This window comes from Paenibacillus sediminis (assembly GCF_017873765.1).
In the GTDB taxonomy this organism is placed as follows: Bacteria; Bacillota; Bacilli; order Paenibacillales; family Paenibacillaceae; genus Paenibacillus_AG; species Paenibacillus_AG sediminis.
In genome coordinates, this window is the sequence record NZ_JAGGKP010000002.1 from 134445 (window position 1) to 154585 (window position 20141).

Here is a 20141-nt window from a genome sequence, read left to right on the forward strand (position 1 = left end):
CTGTTCAATTCCGGGATACAAGCGTTCTTGCATAAAATACAGTCGGAATTCCCGGAAATTCGCGATTTGTTGTCCATTTTCCACACATTACGATTTACAGTAATACTTATTAACCATTGTTGACACATTAAATTGATGTTATTCGACATTCGCTTACTGGGGCTGCTTTATCACCTAATAGCCGCTAACTAACTTCGATTAGCTAAAATAGATACTTAAGCCCTTGCGTCCATCCCCAGTAATCCATTACAAACCTAGCAACCAAAGAGCCAATAATGATGGCAAGCAACAAATGAAGCATTTTGCCTTGGGAACTTTGAGGATGTCGAATAATAACATCTAATTTTAAATTTTGAAGTGCCCACCATGCCAATGCAATACAGATCAGCGATATGATGATAGCCACTAGTCCTTGAACGCTTACACTGGCCGACACGGAATTTGCGGTATCCATATCCATAGAATGACCTCCAACAATCGGAAATAGTCCGCCTTACAGCATTGACTATTATATAATACTTGTCTAAGCGCAAAGAATCCAGTTTTAAATATTAACATTTCATTACAATATCGCCTTTTTTTCTGAACCTGCACATGTATTCACCATTTATTCATGTATCAGTTATTAGTATATTTCCTATCTTCATCTAGTCATAGGGACGAAAGTCCTAGTATCGACATCATTCTTCATTTTCCAGCACGTTCTTATTTCCAAGGAAATAAATATTGTCAACGGATGCCAGAAAATCAAAAAGCCGCACATCAGAGATGTACGGCTTTTCAAATTATCGTTTTTCAGATACCATAATCCGGTTCATTGCTCTTTGCAGAGCAAGTTCCGCACGACGGTAATCAATCTCATCTTGCTTGTTGCGATCCGCTAGGCGGCGTTCCGCACGTTCCTTCGCTGCTTTTGCACGTTCTACGTCGATTTCGCTAGACAATTCGGCACTTTCAGCAAGTACAACAACTTTATCTTTACGAACCTCAACAAAACCGCCATTCACAGCAAAGGTCAGGTGGTCTTTCCCCACTTTTACATCGATAGGTGCCACTTTCAGCGGAGTTACCATTGGAATATGCCCTGGCAAAATACCAAGTTCACCTTCCACGCCCCGAACTATGAGACTATCAACTTGCTGGGAAAACACAACACGCTCTGGTGTAACGATTTCCAACAAAAAGGTGATCAATACCATCCCTCCTCACTCTTGGCAGGACCAGCTTAGCTTACAGTGTTTTTGCTTTTTCCACTGCTTCTTCAATCGTTCCTACAAAGAGGAATGCTGCTTCTGGAAGATCATCGTGTTTACCTTCCAAAATTTCTTTGAAGCTGCGAACCGTTTCCTTAACAGGAACGTATTGTCCTGGGAAACCATTAAATTGTTCCGCGACATGGAACGCTTGAGACAAGAAGCGTTGAACTCTGCGGGCACGTGCCACAACAATCTTGTCTTCTTCACTCAACTCGTCCATACCAAGGATGGCGATAATATCTTGAAGCTCGTTATAACGCGCCAAAAGTTTTTTAACACCTTGAGCTACATTGTAATGCTCTTCGCCCACGATTTCTGGAGTCAGAATGCGGGAGGTTGATGCGAGTGGATCCACCGCAGGGTAGATACCCATCTCAGAAATTTTACGGTCAAGGTTAGTCGTTGCATCCAAGTGAGCAAATGTCGTTGCAGGAGCCGGGTCAGTGTAGTCATCGGCTGGAACGTAGATCGCTTGGATGGAAGTAACGGAACCTTTTTTCGTTGACGTAATACGTTCTTGCAATTGACCCATTTCAGTTGCCAAGTTTGGTTGGTAACCTACTGCAGATGGCATACGTCCGAGCAATGCAGATACTTCAGAACCTGCTTGAGTAAAACGGAAGATATTATCGATAAAGAGAAGTACGTCTTTACCTTCTTGATCACGGAAGTATTCAGCCATTGTCAGCCCCGTAAGAGCAACGCGCAGACGTGCTCCAGGCGGTTCGTTCATTTGTCCGAATACCATCGCTGTTTTCGAGATAACGCCAGAATCTTTCATTTCGTGGTACAAATCATTACCTTCACGAGTACGTTCACCAACACCCGCAAATACGGAGATACCGCCGTGTTCTTGGGCAATGTTATGAATGAGCTCTTGAATAGCTACCGTTTTACCTACACCGGCACCACCGAACAAACCGATTTTACCGCCTTTTTGGTATGGAGCTAGAAGGTCGATAACTTTAATACCTGTTTCAAGCATTTCAGCTTTTGTGGAAAGCTCGTCATATGCAGGAGCTTGACGATGAATCGGATGTTTAATTTCCGCTTTCACTTCTCCAGCTTCGTCAATTGGATTACCAAGTACATTAAAGATACGACCGAGTGTAGCTTCGCCTACTGGTACTGTAATTGGAGCACCTAAATCTACTGCTTCTAATCCGCGTACTAATCCATCTGTAGAGGCCAACGCGATACAACGAACAATGTTGTCTCCCAAATGGTTAGCAGCTTCAAGCGTTAGGTCGATTTTGCGTCCGCCAGCTACTTCGGCTTCAATTTTTATAGCGTTATAGATTTCAGGAAGTTGACCGCGCTCAAATTCGATGTCAACAACGGCACCCATAATGCTAACAACGCGTCCTTTGTTCATTTGTTTTCTTTCCCTCCTACAAGTTTGCCATATAGCAAATTGTCATCGTAAGACTACTGTTCTATTTCATACAAAATCCGTTCATCACAATGTTCAGGATGTCACGATTTTATGCCTGTGCGTTAGCACCCGCAACAATTTCCGTAATCTCTTGTGTAATCGCCGCCTGACGTGCACGGTTGTAAGTGAGCGTCAGTTCGCCAATCATCTTGTCTGCGTTCTTAGTCGCATTACCCATCGCAGTCATACGCGCTCCAAGTTCACTCGCTTTACCGTCCAAGAGTGCACTGTAGATAAGCGTCTCAGCATATTTAGGCAAAAGCACTTCAAGTACTCCTTCAGGAGAAGGTTCGTACTCATAACTAGCTGCAACAGTTGACTTCGCTTCAACGTTTTGCATTGGAAGCAGACTGTCAATCTCAGGAATTTGCGTCAACGCATTGACGAAACGGTTGTAGCAAATAAACAATTCGTCAATTTGACCATTCTCAAATTGCTGAACAGCTCCTTGAGCAATCGTTTTGATATCTGCAAACACGGGAGTATCCGAAAGCTCAGTAACCTCTTGAGCAATCGGAAGATCTCTGCGGCGGAAGTAATCGCGTCCTTTACGCCCAATAACGAATATTACATATTCATCTTTGGAATTGTGACGCTCTTTAATCGTTTGTGACACTTTTTTCAAAATGTTAGCATTGTATCCGCCCGCAAGACCACGATCTGAAGTAATAACCAAATACCCGGTTCTCTTAACAGGGCGCTGCTCCAGCATCGGATGCTTAATCCCTTTGGAACCGGCAGCGATATTGGATACAACTTCTTTAAGCTTATCGGAGTATGGACGAGCAGCTTGTGCTAATTCCTGTGCTCTTCTCAGCTTAGAAGCCGCGACCATTTCCATCGCTTTGGTAATTTGCTTCGTGCTCTGTTTGCTCTTGATCTGACGTTTAATCTCACGCAATCCTTTTGCCATGATTTCACCACCTCAAAACTTTAGCGAAGCTAAAGTTACTTCGTAAGCAAGTCTTACCTACTTTATAAAAGAGTGATACCGAGCCTTACGGCCCGGATCTACTTTATGATTTACGCTGATACAGAAAAGCTTTTTTTGAATTTAGCAATCGCATCTTTAAGCGCAGCTTCGTTATCTGCAGTTAAATCTTTCGTATCGCGAATCGATTGCAAAATTTCTGGATGATTGCTTTCAATGAAAGCAAGATATTCTTTCTCGAAACGACGCACGTCAGCTACTGGAATATCATCCAAGTGACCTCTAACCGCTGCATACAAGCTAACAACTTGTCGATCAAAAGAAAGCGGTTGGTTTACACCTTGTTTCAAGATTTCCATCAAGCGTGAACCACGGTTAAGACGGGCAAGCGTGGATTTATCCAAATCAGATCCAAATTGGGAGAACGCTTGAAGTTCGCGATATTGAGCAAGGTCAAGTTTCAAGGAACCTGCTACTTTCTTCATCGCTTTCGTCTGTGCAGAACCCCCTACCCGGGATACTGAAATACCTACGTTAACCGCTGGACGTTGACCTGCGTAGAACAGATCAGATTCCAAGAAAATTTGTCCGTCCGTAATCGAAATTACGTTCGTAGGAATGTATGCTGAAACGTCTGAAGCTTGTGTCTCAATGAATGGAAGAGCTGTTAAAGAACCTCCGCCAAGAGAATCATTCAGCTTCGCAGCACGTTCAAGCAGACGAGAGTGCAGATAGAATACGTCACCAGGATATGCTTCACGGCCCGGTGGGCGTTTTAGAAGCAAGGAAAGCTCGCGGTATGCTGCAGCTTGTTTGGACAAGTCATCATAAACAACGAGCGCATGCTCGCCTTTATACATGAAATACTCACCCATTGCGCATCCAGCATATGGAGCAATATACAGCAATGGAGCTGGCTCAGAAGCCGATGCAGTTACGACAATCGTGTATTCCAAAGCACCATGGCGGCGAAGTGTTTCTACAACTTGCGCTACAGTGGATTGTTTTTGTCCGATCGCAACGTAAATACATTTTACGCCGTTACCTTTTTGGTTAATGATCGTGTCGATCGCGATGGATGTTTTACCTGTTTGACGGTCACCGATAATAAGTTCGCGTTGTCCGCGTCCAATAGGTACCATAGCGTCAATGGCTTTAATACCTGTTTGCATTGGCTCATGAACGGATTTCCGATCGATAACCCCAGGTGCGTTAGATTCAACTGGTCGGTATTCGGTGGCAGCGATTGGTCCTTTACCGTCAACGGGTTGACCAAGTGCGTTAACAACACGGCCAAGCAATGCTTCCCCTACAGGAACTTGCATAATTTGACCTGTGCGTTTAACTTGGTCGCCTTCTTTAATATCTTTGTAAGGTCCAAGAATAACGATACCTACATTGCTTTCTTCCAAGTTGAGTGCCAAGCCGACAACACCACTAGCGAACTCTACAAGCTCACCAGACATTACATTCTCAAGTCCATGAACACGTGCAATACCGTCAGCAACTTGAATAACGGTACCTACTTCGGTCACTTCAATTTCCGATTTATATTGTTCGATCTGACTTTTAATCAGCGTACTGATTTCTTCAGGTCTGATACTCAATTGTTTCACCCCTATCTACAGTGCTCGTCTATTAAAAGACTGTTCAAGACGTGCCAGCTTGCCAGCCAAGCTGCCGTCGTATAACGTATTGCCAATAACGACTTTCATTCCGCCTAGCAATTTTTTATCTACAACATTTTCAATTCGCAATGTTTTGTTCACAATGCCTTTAAATTGATCCACAACAGCTTGCTTTTCTGCGTCGCTAAGCGCATAAGTTGTATACACTACAGCATCGGCAAGCCCCAAAGCTTCGCCGGCAATTTTAACATAGCTGTCCAACAATTCAGGTAAAATATCCGCTCTGCCGCGTTCAATAAGCAATTCGATCGTATTTATCACTGGCTGTGACAATTTACCTTCAAGCGTCTTATTGAGCACATCCAGTTTTACAGATTCGGAAATGTTCGGCGTCGAGATGAATTTTTGCACGTTCACATCTGAAGCAATGGCTCCGACAACGGCCTTCAATTCCTGTTCGACTTCGAGGATACGTTGTTGCTGCGTGGCAATTTCAAAAAGCGCCTTCGCATAACGTTTAGCTACTACCGCTTCACCACTCATTGTCTTCCTCCTACCTCTTTAAGGTATTGGTTGACCAGTTGTTCTTGTGCTTGATCCGTGCTTACTTCTTTTTCAAGCAGTTTGGATGCAATCTTCACAGACATGGAACCGAGTTCGCTGCGAAGTTCTTGTACCGCTTTGTTCTTCTCGCTTTCGATATCGCGAACAGCTTCGTCTTTCAAGCGAACCGCTTGTTCCTTGGCTTGCTCCAAGATTTCAGCAGCCTGTTTGTAGCTCGTTTGTTTCGATTGTTCGATAATCTCGTGCGCTTCTTTGCGAGCTTGTTGAAGAGCTTGTTTTTGCTCCTCTACAAATGCAATTGCCTGCTCACGTGTAGCGGATGCTTCACTCAGTTGATTCTGAATTAGCTCACGACGTTTTTCCATAACGGAGAACAGCGGGCCAAAAGCATACTTGTTGAGCAGAAAATACAAAATTCCAAATGCTATAAGTGTCATTACAAAGGATTCCCAATGTAAACTCAAACCTGTCACTCCTTTCCGGTGCAATAAGGTACCGCTTTCATTATTATTCCGTGCTCCGGGTTAAAAAGAAGGGCGCGGACGGCTGTGGCCTTCCCCGCCATACCTTTGTGCATTCAATTAAGCTGCCCCGTAGAAAATGAACGCCAAGACAACACCGATGATTGGAAGAGCTTCGACAAGCGCAACACCGATGTACATCAAAGTTTGCAAAGAGGACTTCGCTTCTGGTTGACGAGCAATACCCTCAACTGTTTTACTTACGATCAAACCGTTACCAATACCAGCGCCAAGCGCACCCAAACCTACCGCAATTGCGGCTGCAATTAATGCCATAACTCCCATTTCTAAATCCTCCTCAATAATTTTGTGAATTTTATTTTTCGTTTAAGAGTAAAATGTAGCTTTTGTTCTTAACAATTTACCACTAATCGTGGTCATGTCCCACTGCATAAGTCTGAGAAATGTACAATAGGGTAAGCATCGTAAATACGAATGCTTGGATGGTGCCAACAAAGATACTGAAGCCCTGCCATACAATCAAACCAAGTACGGAAAAGACACCGCCTGCAGGACCGAGCGAAGTCAGTTTCAGGATCACCGCAATCAATACTTCACCCGCAAAGATATTCCCGAATAGCCGCATTCCGTGGGTCAACGGTTTAGAGAATGTCTCGATCAAGTTGATCGGAAGGAAAAACGGATACGGATGAACGTAATGTTTGAAATAAGCCTTCGTATTCTTGAATATGCCAAGCGCATGAGACAGAAGGAAGACCATGATGGCTAGAGCCATACTAGCGTTTGCATCCGCTGTCGGCGATTTCCACCAAGCAACCTCTACTTCAGCTTCCTGATCTGGATGCTGTTGATGAAGTTTCTCAAGCGTCTCCGTTACAGAAACGATCGGTTTGCCAAAGATCTCTGCCTTGCTTGCGTCGTGATATCCTGTGACAACCCCGAAAGGCAAGCCCAGCATGTTGCTGACAAAAATAAACATAATTAGCGTCAGAGCCAAGGAGATGAAAGGTTTACCTTTCTTCCAGTCCATCGTACTGTTCGACAATCCACGTACGAATTCGACTAGCCATTCCAAGAAGTTTTGCATCTTTCCAGGATTTTCGACAGACAGATTACGAACAGCTAGACGCGCAATAATAAATACGACGATACAGCTGACAATCAACATTAAAACGATAGACAAATCGATATTTAGTCCGCCCAATTGAATAATTGGAGCTTCATGCATGTTTTCTCACCCCTTTCTCAGATGACACGTTCTAGTTTTCTTTGCGAGAAAATCCAAATCCGATAAATAAGATAAGAAACTGTGCCAAAACCAAACTTCCAGCAACCGCAATAACATTGAAATATTCCGGCTTCTTCATCGCTACAAAGACGACTAGAATACTCAGGGCAGCACGCACTCCAAATCCTAGTCCGCTGCGCTTTCCTGCTTTACCGGAAGCAACGGCTTCCGTTACCTTTCTAACCCTGTAGCCCAGATAAATGACATTAATTAAGCTTACGCTTGAACCTAATATCAGCCCGAGAGCTATACTTCGATAGGACGGAAGAAAAGCAGCGACCAGGAAGCAAAGGGCAAGAAAATAGAGTGTCAGCATGGTTAATACCCTGCGGTATTTGGACAGTTCATTCATCACTTTCCCCCATGACTGCTTTTATGATGGCGACGATACTTAAACCTCCGACAAGTAGTCCCAGTAAAACTCCGATCGCAATTCCCAATCCAGGAATATTCATAGTCTTGTCCAACCAAGACCCAAGGTAAAATCCGCCCAAAGCGCATGCCGCTAAATATGTACCGACCGAGGTCACAAGACCCATCGCTTTTAAGAGCGCACTCCTATTTTTGTCGAATTTTTCTGGCTTTTCGGGTTTATTCATATCATCCCAACCTTATAATCCCAGTACATTTTACTGAAAATTAAGAGACTTTGTCAATTGGCGAAAATTAGCCTTTAAAGCCTAACAACATGAAAATAATACCACAAATAATCCGCCAAACCCACGTAAACCGTACAGTTTAACTGTATGCTATATTCTCAGACCTTAGAATGTGGTCTTAGAACCCTTTGTGAACATTGTGTGAAATTGATCTGGACGCTCATTTACAATGCCAAAATGGTGCAAAATCGCATTGACTATTCTTTCAGACGCCTTGCCATCTCCATATGGGTTGGCAGCTTTGCTCATGGACTCATAAACCGCCTGATCGGTTAACAGAGTCTTGGTTCGTTCGTACACCTTCTCCTCATCTGTACCTACCAGCTCGAGAGTCCCTGCCTCAATCCCCTCCGGACGTTCTGTTGTATCCCGTAGAACAAGTACAGGAACGCCAAAAGAAGGAGCCTCCTCTTGCAGCCCGCCGGAATCAGTCAGTATGAGGTGAGTATGCGGATAAAAGTTATGCAGATCTACGACATCAAGCGGATCAATCAGCTTAATGCGAGGATGTCCGCCCAAAATCTCATAAGCCGGTTCCTTTACCGCAGGACTTGGGTGAACAGGATACACAATTGCAATATCTTCGAACTCATCTGCAATCCGTTTTACCGCGCGGAAAATATTGCGATGAGGCTCGCCTTGAGATTCTCTGCGGTGCGCTGTCATCAAGATCAGTCGTTTACCTGACGCCCAGTCCAAAACAGGGTGGTTATAATCAGATTTTACGGTGTATTGGAATACATCGGTAACAGTATTTCCTGTAACATAGATTCTAGACTCCGGCTTGTTTTCTTTCCTCAAATTGCCCGCAGACAAGTCTGTAGGAGCAAAATGAAGATCCGCTAATACACCGGTTAACTGACGGTTCATCTCCTCAGGATAAGGCGATAGCTTGTTCCAAGTACGCAGACCTGCTTCAACATGGCCCACTTGAATTTGCTGAAGAAATGCAGCATAACTCGCAAGGAAAGTCGTCAGCGTATCGCCGTGCACAAGCACAATGTCAGGCTTAGCCTCACGGAGAACCGGTTCTAAGCCTTCTAGTACGCGAATCGTAATTTCATTTAATGTCTGACGGTCTTTCATGACGTTTAAATCATAATCCGGTGTAATCTTGAATACATCGAGCACCTGATCAAGCATTTGACGATGTTGAGCCGTAACGGTAACGATAGACTCAATCTCATCAGGATGTTTCTGAAGCTCCAAAATTAGCGGAGCCATTTTAATCGCTTCCGGTCTTACGCCGAAGACGGTCATTACTTTAATTTTAGACATCGTTTACCCCTCACTTCGTGCCATACAAACGGTCGCCTGCATCTCCAAGACCTGGAATGATGTAGCCGTGTTCATCTAGACGTTCATCAAGTGCTGCAACGTAAATATCTACATCTGGGTGTGCATCTTGTACTGCTTTCACACCTTCAGGTGAAGCGATTAGATTCATCATTTTAATTTGCGTGCAGCCGCGTTTCTTCAGCACATCAATGGCTGCAATTGCAGAGCCGCCTGTTGCAAGCATTGGATCAATAACAATAAGTTCACGTTCGGTTACGTCCGTAGGAAGTTTTACATAATACTCTACGGGTTGCAGTGTAGCCGGGTCACGGAATAAGCCAACATGACCAACCTTCGCTGCTGGAAGAAGTTTGAGTACGCCGTCCAGCATACCAAGTCCCGCTCTAAGTATTGGAATTAAGCCAAGCATACGACCAGAAATCATTTTACCTTCTGTTTGTGCTACAGGCGTTTTAACTGGAATCGTTTCAAGCGGAATATCACGCGTAATTTCATAAGCCATTAATGTTGCCACTTCATCAACTAGTTCACGAAAATCTTTCGTGTTCGTTGCTTCATCACGAATAATTGTGAGCTTGTGTTGAATTAGCGGGTGATCACAAATCACCAATTTTCCCATATTTAGTCCCTCCGGATATTTCGTAAGTCTTATCTGTAGATGCCGATTTTGTTGTAGGTTCCACAAACCTTGTTTATTATACATTCTCTGAACACATTTTGCACCCCAAATAAGCAAACGTTAATATCCTGACAAAAAAACCGGGCACTCGGCCCGGTTCATTTACTATACATCATTTACCCGTATTTATCTGCCCAATCTAATTTTGCCAAAAGCAATTATGATTATTAATACTCCATGTTAGGATAGATCGGGAATCTAGAAGTCAACTCAGTGACCATGCGTTTTGCTTTATCAAGCACCGCTTGATCATTAGGCTGTTTGAGCGTCATCGCAATAATTTTACCGATTTCGACCATAGCTGCTTCATCCATGCCGCGGGAAGTTGCCGCTGGTGTACCAATTCGTATGCCGCTTGTTACGAACGGACTTGTTGGATCGAATGGAATCGCATTTTTGTTCACGGTAATGCCAATGGAGTCAAGAACATGCTCCGCATCTTTACCGGAAATATTCAAGTTGCGAGTATCGACGAGCATCATATGGTTATCAGTGCCGCCAGACACGAGGTTAAGGCCCTCTGACATGAGCGTGTCTGCAAGAACTTTTGCATTTTTAACAATATTTTGAGCATATGTTTTGAAAGATGGCTCGAGCGCTTCACCAAAGGCAACTGCTTTGGCAGCAATGACGTGCATTAATGGACCGCCTTGCGTTCCTGGGAAGATCGCTTTATCGATCGCTTGCGCCCATGCTTTCTTCGTTAGAATCATACCTCCGCGAGGGCCGCGCAACGTTTTGTGCGTTGTTGTTGTTACAAAATGGGCATGAGGCACTGGACTTGGATGTAAGCCTGCAGCGACTAGACCTGCAATATGCGCCATATCGACCATGAACAAGGCGCCTACATCATTTGCAATCGAAGCAATCGCTTCAAAATCAATGATGCGCGGATAAGCGCTGGCACCTGCTACGATGAGGCGAGGACGATGTTTGAATGCCGCTTTGCGAATTTCCTCGTAGTCCAAAGTAAACGTATCTTCTCTTACACCATAATCAACGAAATTGTACAAGAGACCTGAAGCGTTCACGGGACTTCCGTGTGTTAAGTGTCCGCCATGTGCCAAGTTCATGCCAAGCACAGTATCTCCCGGTTTAAGAGCGGCCATGTACACGGCAAGGTTCGCTTGTGCGCCGGAATGAGGCTGTACATTGACGTGTTCAGCGCCGAACAACTCTTTGGCACGATCGCGAGCAATGTTTTCAACGACATCAACATGCTCACAGCCGCCATAGTAACGTTTGCCAGGGTATCCTTCAGCATATTTGTTCGTCAATACTGAACCCATTGCCTCCATAACCGCTTCACTCACAATATTCTCCGAAGCAATCAATTCAATATTGTTGCGTTGACGCTTCAGTTCCAGTCCCATTGCTTCCAGCACTGCTGGGTCTTGTTTTCTCAATTGATCCATCTTCATCGTCCTCCTCGGCCTATAAAAAGATTAAATTATATTAATTGCAAAGATGAGAGTCGTTCTCTTGCGGAAGCTTGTAGACCGCTCTTTCCCCGCCAATTAATTTCGGACGGGTTATGGCCGCGTTGAGACGAGCCTTACCTATATATCTGATACTTGGGCGGAAAGGAACCGCTACACGGCGAAGATGCATACCAATTAAAGTCTCACCGATATCGATTCCAGCATGGGCTTCTACCGTCTCCGCCAAACAAGGTTCTTTCATTTGCCTAAAGACATAGGCTGCCATCGAACCGCCTGCCTTTGGTACCGGCACTGCTGCAACTTCGGTTAATTGAAGACGTTCCAGCACGGACCGTTCCATGACGAGCGCGCGGTTGAGATGCTCGCAGCATTGAAAGACAGTGTCGAATCCATACTGCTGACGAACACGTTCGATACCATTAAACAACGCCTCTGCGACTTCAAGCGCTCCGCTCGTACCGATTCGAAATCCAGCCACTTCACTCGTACTTGCTCCAATGACAAGCAGCTTGCCTGGCCCGAGATTTGCGGCTTGCGCTAATTCGGTAACAACACTAGCCATTTCGTCTGTAATAGACGCATTTGAACTTTCCATTCATCATCGCCTGCCTTTGAAAAACAGCTCAAATTTTGCGTTCTGTAACTTTATTATAATCAAATTCGCGCAAAAAGACGAAAAAGAGCACAGCGCACGATGTACGCTTGCTCTTTTGCCCAGGCGACCGGCCGTATGCTCCGATGCTCCATCGTGGTTTAACCCACTCTTGTCGCCAGTTACATCGGATCTGCTACTTTTCAAATTCATCATAAATCATACGTATGAGAAAATCAACACAGAAAAGAGCTTAACTGAGCTTATCAAGCAATTTATGAAGTGCAGCGCTGATTTCCGCGGCAGTCACCTCATAATCCTCACGAGAGCCTCCGTACGGATCGGATATATCAAAACTAGGCATCCGCTGAGCGATTTCGATCAATTTCTGACGCTCTTCATCGTCTAAACTTTGCCCGAGCGATCTTTTCATTTCTAAGACGGCATAGAGGCTATCCAATTCTTTCATATCTTTCAGCACTTCTTCATCATCTTCTACGTACTCTTTGAGCGTATACGTCTTGCCCATCGATTTAGGATATTGACGAACGAGGTGCTGCTTATGACTTTCCGTCATCGGTAAAATCAAATCGGCCCAATCGATTAACTCCGAGCTTACTTGTGTTGAAGTGAGCTTGTCTTCGATTTGATGATCTCTAAGTACAGCCGCTGCATGATAAGAAATCGATGATCCCGAATTGGCCGCCACACCCGCCGAACGAACCTCAATGTCCAGTCCGCGTTCAAGGGCCATTTTCCGTAGTAAAGCTTCCGCCATAGGACTGCGGCATGTGTTACCCGTACATACAAACAAAATGCGCTTCACACATTCCACCTCCGCCTCAGTCATTTGTTATATTTTATCAAAAGATAAACAAGAGTCCAAACGTAAATAAAATAACTCCGCCTGCCGCTTCACCGTAATCTCCGAGACCTTGACTCACTGTACGCCCCAGCAGCAAACCGAGCACCGACATAAGACCGCCAAAAAAGCCAAACGCAAGCACGGTAAAAAACAAATCGCTTCGAAACATGCCGAGCGAAATGCCGACTGAGAACGAATCGATGCTGACGCTGAGCGAAAATAATATAACCCCAGGTAATGAACGATAGTTCATAAACTGAACTTGATCTCCCTTGAAGGAATTATAAATCATATGTCCGCCAAGGAGAAGGAGCAGACCGCCCGCAACATAAGACGTCACATGACCGAGAATCGAGCTCATATAATGTCCGGCGAACATTCCAAGAAGCGGCAGCAGCACATGAAACAGGGCAATAACGAAGCTGATCTTCAGCACATCCCATAACCTGATCCCCTTCAATCCAACGCCGATGCCAAGTGAAAAAGCATCCAGTCCCAGAGCGATAGCCATAATCACAATGGTCACGAGCTGCCCAAGGTGTGCGGATACTTCCATCATTGCCCTATACCTCCATGTCCACATTGTTCTTGTACAACGATATGCGGACAGGTCTAATTTCATGACATTAGGATTGGATAGGGCTTATGAGAATTAACGATTCAGATGGACAACGTGATGTCCTGCAGCTTTCAATAGTCTGTTCATCACCGCAGCGCCCATCCCTTCTTGCGGGCAGGCCTCTGCCAATATAAAGGTAGCGCCTTCTTCGTCGCAGCGCCGAAGTCCCGCGTACAGCCGCTGCGCTGCTGTGGCGAGCTGGGACAAGCTGCCGAGTGATACGACGGTATGCGCCTTGTAACGGGCGATGTGCTCATCAAATGCGAGCACTGCCGTCACTTCCCCGCGGCGAGCGGCACGCTCAAGCTCGGCCGCGATGTAGTCCGACACCCCGCTGGGTGTCGGACCCTCGACCACGCACAAAGCGCCCTTCGGCGCGTAGTGCGTGTACTTCATGCCCGGCGAGCGAGGCGCCGGGCTGTCTTCCGCGGCGGCGCGGTCCAGCGCCGGGTCGCGGGTGACGCTCGCCGCGGCACGCGCGAGCTGCTCGGCGGTGACGCCGCCGGGGCGCAGCACCGTCACGGTGCCGTCCGCGCCGGCCTGTACCACCGTCGACTCCACCCCCACGCCAGTGGGGCCCCCGTCGACGATGCCATCGATGGCGCCGGCAAGGTCCTCGCGGACATGCCGAGCCAGCGTAGGGCTTGGGCGCCCGGAGCGGTTCGCGCTCGGCGCCGCGACAGGGCAGCCCGCTGCGGAGATGAGCCGCAGCGCAACCTCGCTTGCCGGCATGCGCACGGCAACGGTGTCAAGTCCTGCCGTCACCCGCGGGGATACGGCCTCAGGCCTTACGGGCAGCACCAGTGTCAGTGGGCCCGGCCAGAATTCGTCCATGAGCCGTCGCTCCGTCTCGTTCACTTCAAGGACTAGTTCATCAAGCTGTGATACATCGGCAATATGGACGATAAGCGGATTATCCGAAGGACGCCCCTTCGCTTTGAAAATACGCTCTACCGCTTCTGTATTGCGAGCATCCGCTCCTAAGCCGTACACCGTTTCAGTGGGAAAAGCGACTGTGCCGCCGTTTGCAAGCACAGAAGCAGCCTCCTCGATTAAGGATGCTGCTCTCGCTTTCGCCTCATCTGAGATGCCTCCTTCAGTCATGAAGGCAGTGACATCCCACCATGCGGTCTCTTTATTAGATTCATTTGATTGCACATGTTGTTCATTTAAATTGGTCGATTGATCCATCGTCGTTCATCCCAAGCTTTCTGTCATAATGAATCATTATATCATATTTAAAATTAAGCAAACCAACCCGTTACGCTGTCCCACACTTTCACAGCAAGGTCCCATAAGAAGAAGCGCACTTGCAGCTTGCCGGCATCTGCTGCCGTTACGATCTTATCTTTCCCGGCGTCCTTCACATCAGCAGCTTGCGCGGCCGCTTCTCCGCTTCCTGCGTCAATGAAGCAAAGCGGCGGGAACAATACACACCACCAATTCTGCCCTCTCCCCGCTCCAAGCGTGACGCGCAGTGCCTCGTAGTTGCCTGCAGGATAGACCGTACCTCCATACATCTTCGTCGGAAAAGGAACGATGCCAAGCTCAACATGGAACGAATACGGGATGCCGCGATTCGCAAGCTCCTGCGCTACGATCTTCTCAATGTCCGGCAGATGAGTCCGAATCGTCGCGCGCGCTTGCACAAGGCTCTGAGGATTCTCTAGCTGAGCTACCCATGTGTTCATTTCTTTAACGATCGCATCGCGGATTTCCCGCTTCGCAAGCTGATCGTCTGTACGATCCGAATTTGCTAGAATCCGAAGGCGGATAGACTGTTCCGGAATCGGCCCCCCCGCTACAGCTGCATCTGTCTTCTGTCCTTCCCAAATCATCATAACCATCGATAAACAACTCAATAGGATTGCAATATGTTTAAACCAGATACGGAATGAGTCCATAACAATACGTTCATTCATCATGCGGTACCGCTCCTTTATGAATACTCTATGATGTCTATCAGTATGTCCATTTAGGAGGGGCTTAAACCTATCAATCTATCAATCTTTTAAAATTCCATTTGCTTTGACTATTGTAAAAATATATTGTTTATCGCTAGTTTATTCCTGTATATTAGGAGGTGAATTGACAATATATTACTATTCGGAGGTTAACTGACTTGCTATTTAACTCCTACACATTTATCTTTCTATTCTTGCCTGTTTCAGTAGCCGTCTATTTTCTATTAGCTCGTTTAAGGTACACAACTGTCGCCAAACTGTGGCTTGCCGCCAGCTCACTGTTTTTCTACAGCTACTGGAATATTCGCTACTTGCCGCTCCTGCTTGCATCTATTGCATTTAACTACGCCATGGGCAGATACTTGGCAGCGACATACGCGAATGAGGCAGCCAAGCTTGAAACAGCTGCAACTTCGATTCCGTCTTCCATCTCTCCTTCAACCAGAATGCCTCTTCGTCTATCACGCAAAGCGATTCTTGCTGCGAGCATCACGATCAACCTGCTATTACTCGGTTATTACAAATACGCCGATTTTCTAATCACAAACGTAAACCGATTGCTTCCGCACGACATTCCGCTATTACACGTATTATTGCCGCTTGGCATCAGCTTTTTTACATTTACGCAAATCGCCTTTCTCGTGGATAGCTATAAAGGAAAGGCAGCCGAGTATAGTCCGATTAACTATACACTCTTCGTTACATTCTATCCGCATCTAATCGCAGGGCCTATTCTGCATCATGCTGAAATGATGCCGCAGTTTGGCCGGCTGCGTAACAAAGTGTTTCAACTGAACCATGTCATGATCGGCACTTATCTATTCTGTATAGGTCTATTTAAGAAAGTAGTCATCGCCGACACTCTCGCTGTGTATGCCAATGACGGATTTACTAATGCAGTACATTTTATAGAATCATGGATTACATCTTTGTCCTACACGCTGCAGCTGTATTTTGATTTCAGCGGATACTCTGACATGGCGATTGGTGCTGCATTGTTCTTCAACATTAAACTTCCCCAAAACTTTAATTCGCCGTACAAATCACTTAGCATACAACAGTTCTGGCGGCGGTGGCATATGACATTAAGCCGATTTCTGCTCAATTACATCTATATTCCGCTTGGCGGCAATCGCAAAGGGAACTTTCTTATGTATCGCAATTTAATGCTGACATTTCTCATCGGCGGATTATGGCACGGGGCAGGCTGGACTTTTTTAATATGGGGATTTATGCACGGCGCAGCTCTCATTGTTCATCGCATCTGGGGAAAAGCACAAATAACGATGCCAAAGCTTCTCGCTTGGTTCCTTACTTTTATGTTCGTTAATATCACGTGGGTGTTCTTCCGCGCGGGGTCATGGCCGCAAGCCGTACGTATTTTAAAAGGAATGTTCGGAGTATCCGGCTTTGATGTATATAGTGTACTCTCGCATCAGCAAGCGATCGTTATGATTATCATTTTCCTAGCTGTCGCTTTATTTGCCCGTAACTCGGTGGAAATCGTTAACCGATATCGCCCTGGATTCAAAACAGCTGTTATCATGTCGCTCCTGCTTGTCATTTCATTACTTTACTTTAACCGCATTAGCGCATTTCTTTATTTCAATTTCTGATGAAACGGAGCTGAACAACGATTGATTCCGAACATGACTGGCCGTATTAGAAAAAGACAAAACAAACGAACCGCTCTCCTGTTTCTCACTTGCTCTGCAGGGTTGTTTATTGCAATCTGTCTGTTAACTTATATGTTTGATCCACTTCAATATTATCGTAAGGCATCTTTTTATAAACCTGTATTTTCAACAGAAGAGCGTTATCAGAATCCCGGTTTAGCCAAAAACTATACCTACAATACAATCATTATTGGAACTTCCATGACCGAGAATTTCGTCCCTTCCTATGTAGATCAGCAGCTCGGCGGAGAGACGAAGACGATGAAGCTGTCCATGAAAGGCTCGACTTCAGGTGAACAGTCACTTATCGCCAAGCTGGCATTTGATACAGGCCAGGTACACAAAGTCATTTGGGGACTGGACTATTTTGCGTTTAAAGGCGCAGACGGAGAGACGTTATCCGATATGCCTATGTATATGTACGATGACTCTTTGTTTAATGACATTAAATATTTATTTAATATTACTAATTTCACGCAAATCGGTAAAAGCATATATCATTTGGCAACAGGAGGCAGCGCAAATCAACAAAGTGACTTGGATTATTTAAATAATTGGCATATTCGTTCGAAGTATGGGGCCGAGCTGATTCTAAATGATTGGCGCAAAGCCAAGTATAAGGAACAATATTTCGGTCTCAATGAAGAGCCGCTTCAAGCGATCGAGGCAAATTTTAACCGCAATGTATTAACCTATGTGAAACAACATCCTGAAACGGAGTTTATGTTCTTCTATCCGCCCTATTCCGTACTTAGGCACGAAGTGTGGAGTGAGACCAATAAACAGCGTTATGAGAACCAGTTCGCTTTCAAGGAATATGTGTTTCAGCAGTTAAGCCGGTATCCTAATGTCAAGCTGTATGATTTCCAAAGTGACGAACAGATTACATTTAATTTGGACTTATACAAAGATTTATCGCATCATTCCCAAGATATCAATGATCGCATCATCCAAGCGATGGCCGCTCACGATCCCCGTTATCTCGTTACAGCACAAAATGTCCATGCCTTCAATGACCAATTAAAGCATGAAGTAGACACTGTTATTATAAGCGATCGTAATGAAGCATTTTCATTTGATGTGGCAGTTGATGGGAAGCCCGCCCATTTCACAACAATCGATTTCAAAGGAGAGGAAGAGGCGCTTGTCCCTGCAAAAGAAGTAGCACAATTCCTTGGAATGGCGCTTAACTGGGATGCTGCTGCGAAGACAGCAGAGCTTAGTAATGGGGACAGCGACATTAAACTTACAATTCAATCGAGGGAGATCAATGTTAATGGAGCAAGCTTGAGTTTGCATTATGCTCCTGAGCTAAAGAATGGCAAGACACTTGTGCCGCTAGTCTCAATCACTAAAGCTGCAGGCGGTCTCTCCACTTTAGAGAGCAGCCCGTTTCATAAAATACTAAATCTAACAACTTCGAGGTAACATCGCTTAATAATAAAGCCGCCGCATTGCATCAAATGATGAATGCGGCGGCTTTATGTATTTTATATTTCTTTTTATTTCCCTAGCAAATAACTAGACGATAAAAGGAATAAATCATCATTCGTCTCATCCTGATGTATCCGGATGCTGTTAATGAGCCCGATGCTTGCCATATTAATGATGAGCGAGGTTCCCCCGTAACTAATGAACGGCAATGTAATTCCTGTTAGCGGCATAATGCCAATGAACATTCCGATATTCTCAAAAATTTGATACAGAAGCATCGAAATAACGCCAACGACAATATAAGGACCTGCTCGGTCATGACCCTCCAGCGAAATGAGAATCATGCGATGGATCAGAATGAAATATAGAAGAAGCAATATTGAAGAGCCGATAAAACCGAATTCTTCTGCAACAACGACGAAAATGGAGTCGGAATATACGACAGGAACCCGTTCCGATTGTACAGAAGTACCCTTCATATATCCTTCGCCGGTCATTCCGCCAGAAGCAATGGCGAGTTTAGCATTTTTCGTATGATAAATTGCTTTTTCCGTTGCTTCCTCAGGCACTAGCCACGGATCGATCCGCTCCATCCAGTGTGCACGGCCGATATCCGTAAGGTATGTTGAGATTTGAGAATGGTATTTAATATATCCAAATATTCCACCTGAAACGAGTAAGCTCACGATTGCAAAGCCAATAAGAGCGTGGGTGAATTTAATATTGCCAATCCACAATAATCCAATCAAAATAACGATATAGCTCATCGCGTTCCCTAAATCGTTCTGAACCATTACGATGGCAAATGGAACGAATGTCATCAGACCAAGCGGGACGACGTCACTCCAAAAGCTAAGCCTTACCTTATCCTTCTTCACAAGCACAAACGTTATGGAGAGGATGAGCATAAGCTTAAACAGCTCGGCAGGTTGTAAACTTAAACCTCCAGGAAGCTTAAGCCAACCTTCAGCATTGTTAATCGTACTTCCGACAAATAAAACGAGAATGAGCAGTGCGATGCCAAATAAATAAATATAAGTAGCGTATTTGACAAAAATTCGGTAATCAATCAATGTCATCCCGATAAAAGCAACAAAACCGACTGCATAGTATTCCATCATCCGGATGTCATATCCATCATATTTCTTTCCTGTTGTTGCGCTGTGGATTTCAAAATAGCTAATCAACATGAACATCAGCAAAATAACAACAATGACAAAATCCGTTTTCCTCATTTTTGAGAGCATACCCTGTCCCCCTGCTGTCAGTATAGCCGCTATGAATTATTGTGATTCCTATATTGTAATGGAAACAGGGCTAAAATGACA

22 protein-coding genes and 1 riboswitch are annotated in these 20141 nt (G+C 45.2%); of the genes, 2 read left to right on the forward strand and 20 right to left on the reverse strand.

What is annotated here, in order from left to right:
* Positions 1-202 precede the first annotated feature (202 nt).
* The 19 genes from J2Z20_RS07755 to spoIIR all read right to left on the reverse strand — a co-directional run bounded on the left by J2Z20_RS07755 (position 203) and on the right by spoIIR (position 15661).
* Positions 203-460 carry a DUF1146 family protein gene (locus tag J2Z20_RS07755; protein WP_209847734.1) on the reverse strand — a complete coding sequence of 86 codons (258 nt, stop codon included), beginning with the start codon at positions 458-460 and terminating at the stop codon, positions 203-205.
* 325 nt (positions 461-785) lie between these two features.
* On the reverse strand, positions 786-1193 hold the full coding sequence (locus tag J2Z20_RS07760; RefSeq protein WP_209847737.1) for a F0F1 ATP synthase subunit epsilon: 408 nt from the start codon (positions 1191-1193) through the stop codon (positions 786-788).
* A 37-nt stretch (positions 1194-1230) separates the two neighbouring features.
* Positions 1231-2631, reverse strand: coding sequence for a F0F1 ATP synthase subunit beta (gene atpD, locus J2Z20_RS07765; protein ID WP_209847740.1), 1401 nt, complete (start codon positions 2629-2631; stop codon positions 1231-1233).
* 109 nt (positions 2632-2740) lie between these two features.
* Complete coding sequence (atpG, locus tag J2Z20_RS07770) at positions 2741-3604, reverse strand: ATP synthase F1 subunit gamma (RefSeq protein ID WP_209847743.1); 864 nt, start codon at positions 3602-3604, stop codon at positions 2741-2743.
* Positions 3605-3714: 110 nt separating this feature from the next.
* A complete protein-coding gene (atpA, locus tag J2Z20_RS07775; protein ID WP_209847746.1) occupies positions 3715-5229 on the reverse strand; it encodes a F0F1 ATP synthase subunit alpha in 1515 nt (504 codons plus the stop codon).
* A gap of 15 nt (positions 5230-5244) precedes the next feature.
* A complete protein-coding gene (locus J2Z20_RS07780) occupies positions 5245-5793 on the reverse strand; it encodes a F0F1 ATP synthase subunit delta (RefSeq protein ID WP_209847749.1) in 549 nt (182 codons plus the stop codon).
* The gene (gene atpF / locus J2Z20_RS07785) at positions 5790-6278 is read right to left on the reverse strand and encodes a F0F1 ATP synthase subunit B (RefSeq protein ID WP_209847752.1); all 489 of its coding nucleotides are present in this window, start codon (positions 6276-6278) and stop codon (positions 5790-5792) included. The genes J2Z20_RS07780 and atpF overlap by 4 nt, the downstream gene beginning before the upstream one ends.
* Before the next feature lie 117 nt (positions 6279-6395).
* On the reverse strand, positions 6396-6620 hold the full coding sequence (atpE, locus tag J2Z20_RS07790) for a F0F1 ATP synthase subunit C (protein WP_209847755.1): 225 nt from the start codon (positions 6618-6620) through the stop codon (positions 6396-6398).
* Between the two features lie 82 nt (positions 6621-6702).
* A complete protein-coding gene (atpB, locus tag J2Z20_RS07795) occupies positions 6703-7524 on the reverse strand; it encodes a F0F1 ATP synthase subunit A (protein ID WP_209847756.1) in 822 nt (273 codons plus the stop codon).
* A gap of 31 nt (positions 7525-7555) precedes the next feature.
* The gene (locus J2Z20_RS07800; protein WP_209847759.1) at positions 7556-7936 is read right to left on the reverse strand and encodes an ATP synthase subunit I; all 381 of its coding nucleotides are present in this window, start codon (positions 7934-7936) and stop codon (positions 7556-7558) included.
* Entirely contained in the window at positions 7929-8183 is a 255-nt protein-coding gene (locus J2Z20_RS07805; RefSeq protein WP_209847762.1) for an AtpZ/AtpI family protein, read from the reverse strand. The genes J2Z20_RS07800 and J2Z20_RS07805 overlap by 8 nt, the downstream gene beginning before the upstream one ends.
* Before the next feature lie 165 nt (positions 8184-8348).
* The gene (gene wecB / locus J2Z20_RS07810) at positions 8349-9521 is read right to left on the reverse strand and encodes a non-hydrolyzing UDP-N-acetylglucosamine 2-epimerase (protein WP_209847765.1); all 1173 of its coding nucleotides are present in this window, start codon (positions 9519-9521) and stop codon (positions 8349-8351) included.
* A 10-nt stretch (positions 9522-9531) separates the two neighbouring features.
* Positions 9532-10161: a uracil phosphoribosyltransferase gene (upp, locus tag J2Z20_RS07815; RefSeq protein WP_209847768.1), complete on the reverse strand. Its 630-nt coding sequence runs from the start codon at positions 10159-10161 to the stop codon at positions 9532-9534.
* 227 nt (positions 10162-10388) lie between these two features.
* Positions 10389-11636 carry a serine hydroxymethyltransferase gene (locus J2Z20_RS07820; protein ID WP_209847771.1) on the reverse strand — a complete coding sequence of 416 codons (1248 nt, stop codon included), beginning with the start codon at positions 11634-11636 and terminating at the stop codon, positions 10389-10391.
* 40 nt (positions 11637-11676) lie between these two features.
* Positions 11677-12258 carry a TIGR01440 family protein gene (locus tag J2Z20_RS07825; protein ID WP_209847773.1) on the reverse strand — a complete coding sequence of 194 codons (582 nt, stop codon included), beginning with the start codon at positions 12256-12258 and terminating at the stop codon, positions 11677-11679.
* 110 nt (positions 12259-12368) lie between these two features.
* Positions 12369-12451, reverse strand: a riboswitch (ZMP/ZTP riboswitch).
* 57 nt (positions 12452-12508) lie between these two features.
* Positions 12509-13081 (reverse strand): low molecular weight protein arginine phosphatase, encoded by a 573-nt coding sequence (locus tag J2Z20_RS07830; protein WP_209847777.1) that lies wholly within the window; start codon positions 13079-13081, stop codon positions 12509-12511.
* Positions 13082-13118: 37 nt separating this feature from the next.
* Entirely contained in the window at positions 13119-13679 is a 561-nt protein-coding gene (locus J2Z20_RS07835; RefSeq protein WP_209847780.1) for a manganese efflux pump MntP, read from the reverse strand.
* Positions 13680-13772: 93 nt separating this feature from the next.
* The gene (locus J2Z20_RS07840; protein WP_245252129.1) at positions 13773-14843 is read right to left on the reverse strand and encodes an L-threonylcarbamoyladenylate synthase; all 1071 of its coding nucleotides are present in this window, start codon (positions 14841-14843) and stop codon (positions 13773-13775) included.
* A 140-nt stretch (positions 14844-14983) separates the two neighbouring features.
* Positions 14984-15661: a stage II sporulation protein R gene (gene spoIIR / locus J2Z20_RS07845; protein WP_415640011.1), complete on the reverse strand. Its 678-nt coding sequence runs from the start codon at positions 15659-15661 to the stop codon at positions 14984-14986.
* A 200-nt stretch (positions 15662-15861) separates the two neighbouring features.
* On the opposite strand from spoIIR, the gene J2Z20_RS07850 reads away from it, so the two are divergent.
* The gene (locus tag J2Z20_RS07850; RefSeq protein ID WP_209847787.1) at positions 15862-17319 is read left to right on the forward strand and encodes an MBOAT family O-acyltransferase; all 1458 of its coding nucleotides are present in this window, start codon (positions 15862-15864) and stop codon (positions 17317-17319) included.
* 21 nt (positions 17320-17340) lie between these two features.
* Positions 17341-18807 carry a copper amine oxidase N-terminal domain-containing protein gene (locus tag J2Z20_RS07855; RefSeq protein WP_209847791.1) on the forward strand — a complete coding sequence of 489 codons (1467 nt, stop codon included), beginning with the start codon at positions 17341-17343 and terminating at the stop codon, positions 18805-18807.
* A 74-nt stretch (positions 18808-18881) separates the two neighbouring features.
* On the opposite strand, the gene J2Z20_RS07860 is transcribed toward J2Z20_RS07855, so the two are convergent.
* Positions 18882-20060: an FtsW/RodA/SpoVE family cell cycle protein gene (locus J2Z20_RS07860; protein ID WP_209847793.1), complete on the reverse strand. Its 1179-nt coding sequence runs from the start codon at positions 20058-20060 to the stop codon at positions 18882-18884.
* Between the last annotated feature and the right edge of the window lie 81 nt (positions 20061-20141).

Coding starts and splice junctions, on each gene's coding strand:
- atpD (WP_209847740.1), bottom strand. CDS start 2,631: ATGAACAAAGGACGCGTTGTTAGCATTATGGGTGCCGTTGTTGACATC.
- atpE (WP_209847755.1), bottom strand. CDS start 6,620: ATGGGAGTTATGGCATTAATTGCAGCCGCAATTGCGGTAGGTTTGGGT.
- J2Z20_RS07860 (WP_209847793.1), bottom strand. CDS start 20,060: ATGCTCTCAAAAATGAGGAAAACGGATTTTGTCATTGTTGTTATTTTG.
- J2Z20_RS07835 (WP_209847780.1), bottom strand. CDS start 13,679: ATGATGGAAGTATCCGCACACCTTGGGCAGCTCGTGACCATTGTGATT.
- J2Z20_RS07805 (WP_209847762.1), bottom strand. CDS start 8,183: ATGAATAAACCCGAAAAGCCAGAAAAATTCGACAAAAATAGGAGTGCG.
- wecB (WP_209847765.1), bottom strand. CDS start 9,521: ATGTCTAAAATTAAAGTAATGACCGTCTTCGGCGTAAGACCGGAAGCG.
- upp (WP_209847768.1), bottom strand. CDS start 10,161: ATGGGAAAATTGGTGATTTGTGATCACCCGCTAATTCAACACAAGCTC.
- J2Z20_RS07840 (WP_245252129.1), bottom strand. CDS start 14,843: ATGACTGAAGGAGGCATCTCAGATGAGGCGAAAGCGAGAGCAGCATCC.
- J2Z20_RS07780 (WP_209847749.1), bottom strand. CDS start 5,793: ATGAGTGGTGAAGCGGTAGTAGCTAAACGTTATGCGAAGGCGCTTTTT.
- spoIIR (WP_415640011.1), bottom strand. CDS start 15,661: ATGAATGAACGTATTGTTATGGACTCATTCCGTATCTGGTTTAAACAT.
- J2Z20_RS07755 (WP_209847734.1), bottom strand. CDS start 460: ATGGATATGGATACCGCAAATTCCGTGTCGGCCAGTGTAAGCGTTCAA.
- J2Z20_RS07825 (WP_209847773.1), bottom strand. CDS start 12,258: ATGGAAAGTTCAAATGCGTCTATTACAGACGAAATGGCTAGTGTTGTT.
- J2Z20_RS07820 (WP_209847771.1), bottom strand. CDS start 11,636: ATGGATCAATTGAGAAAACAAGACCCAGCAGTGCTGGAAGCAATGGGA.
- atpG (WP_209847743.1), bottom strand. CDS start 3,604: ATGGCAAAAGGATTGCGTGAGATTAAACGTCAGATCAAGAGCAAACAG.
- atpB (WP_209847756.1), bottom strand. CDS start 7,524: ATGCATGAAGCTCCAATTATTCAATTGGGCGGACTAAATATCGATTTG.
- J2Z20_RS07800 (WP_209847759.1), bottom strand. CDS start 7,936: ATGAATGAACTGTCCAAATACCGCAGGGTATTAACCATGCTGACACTC.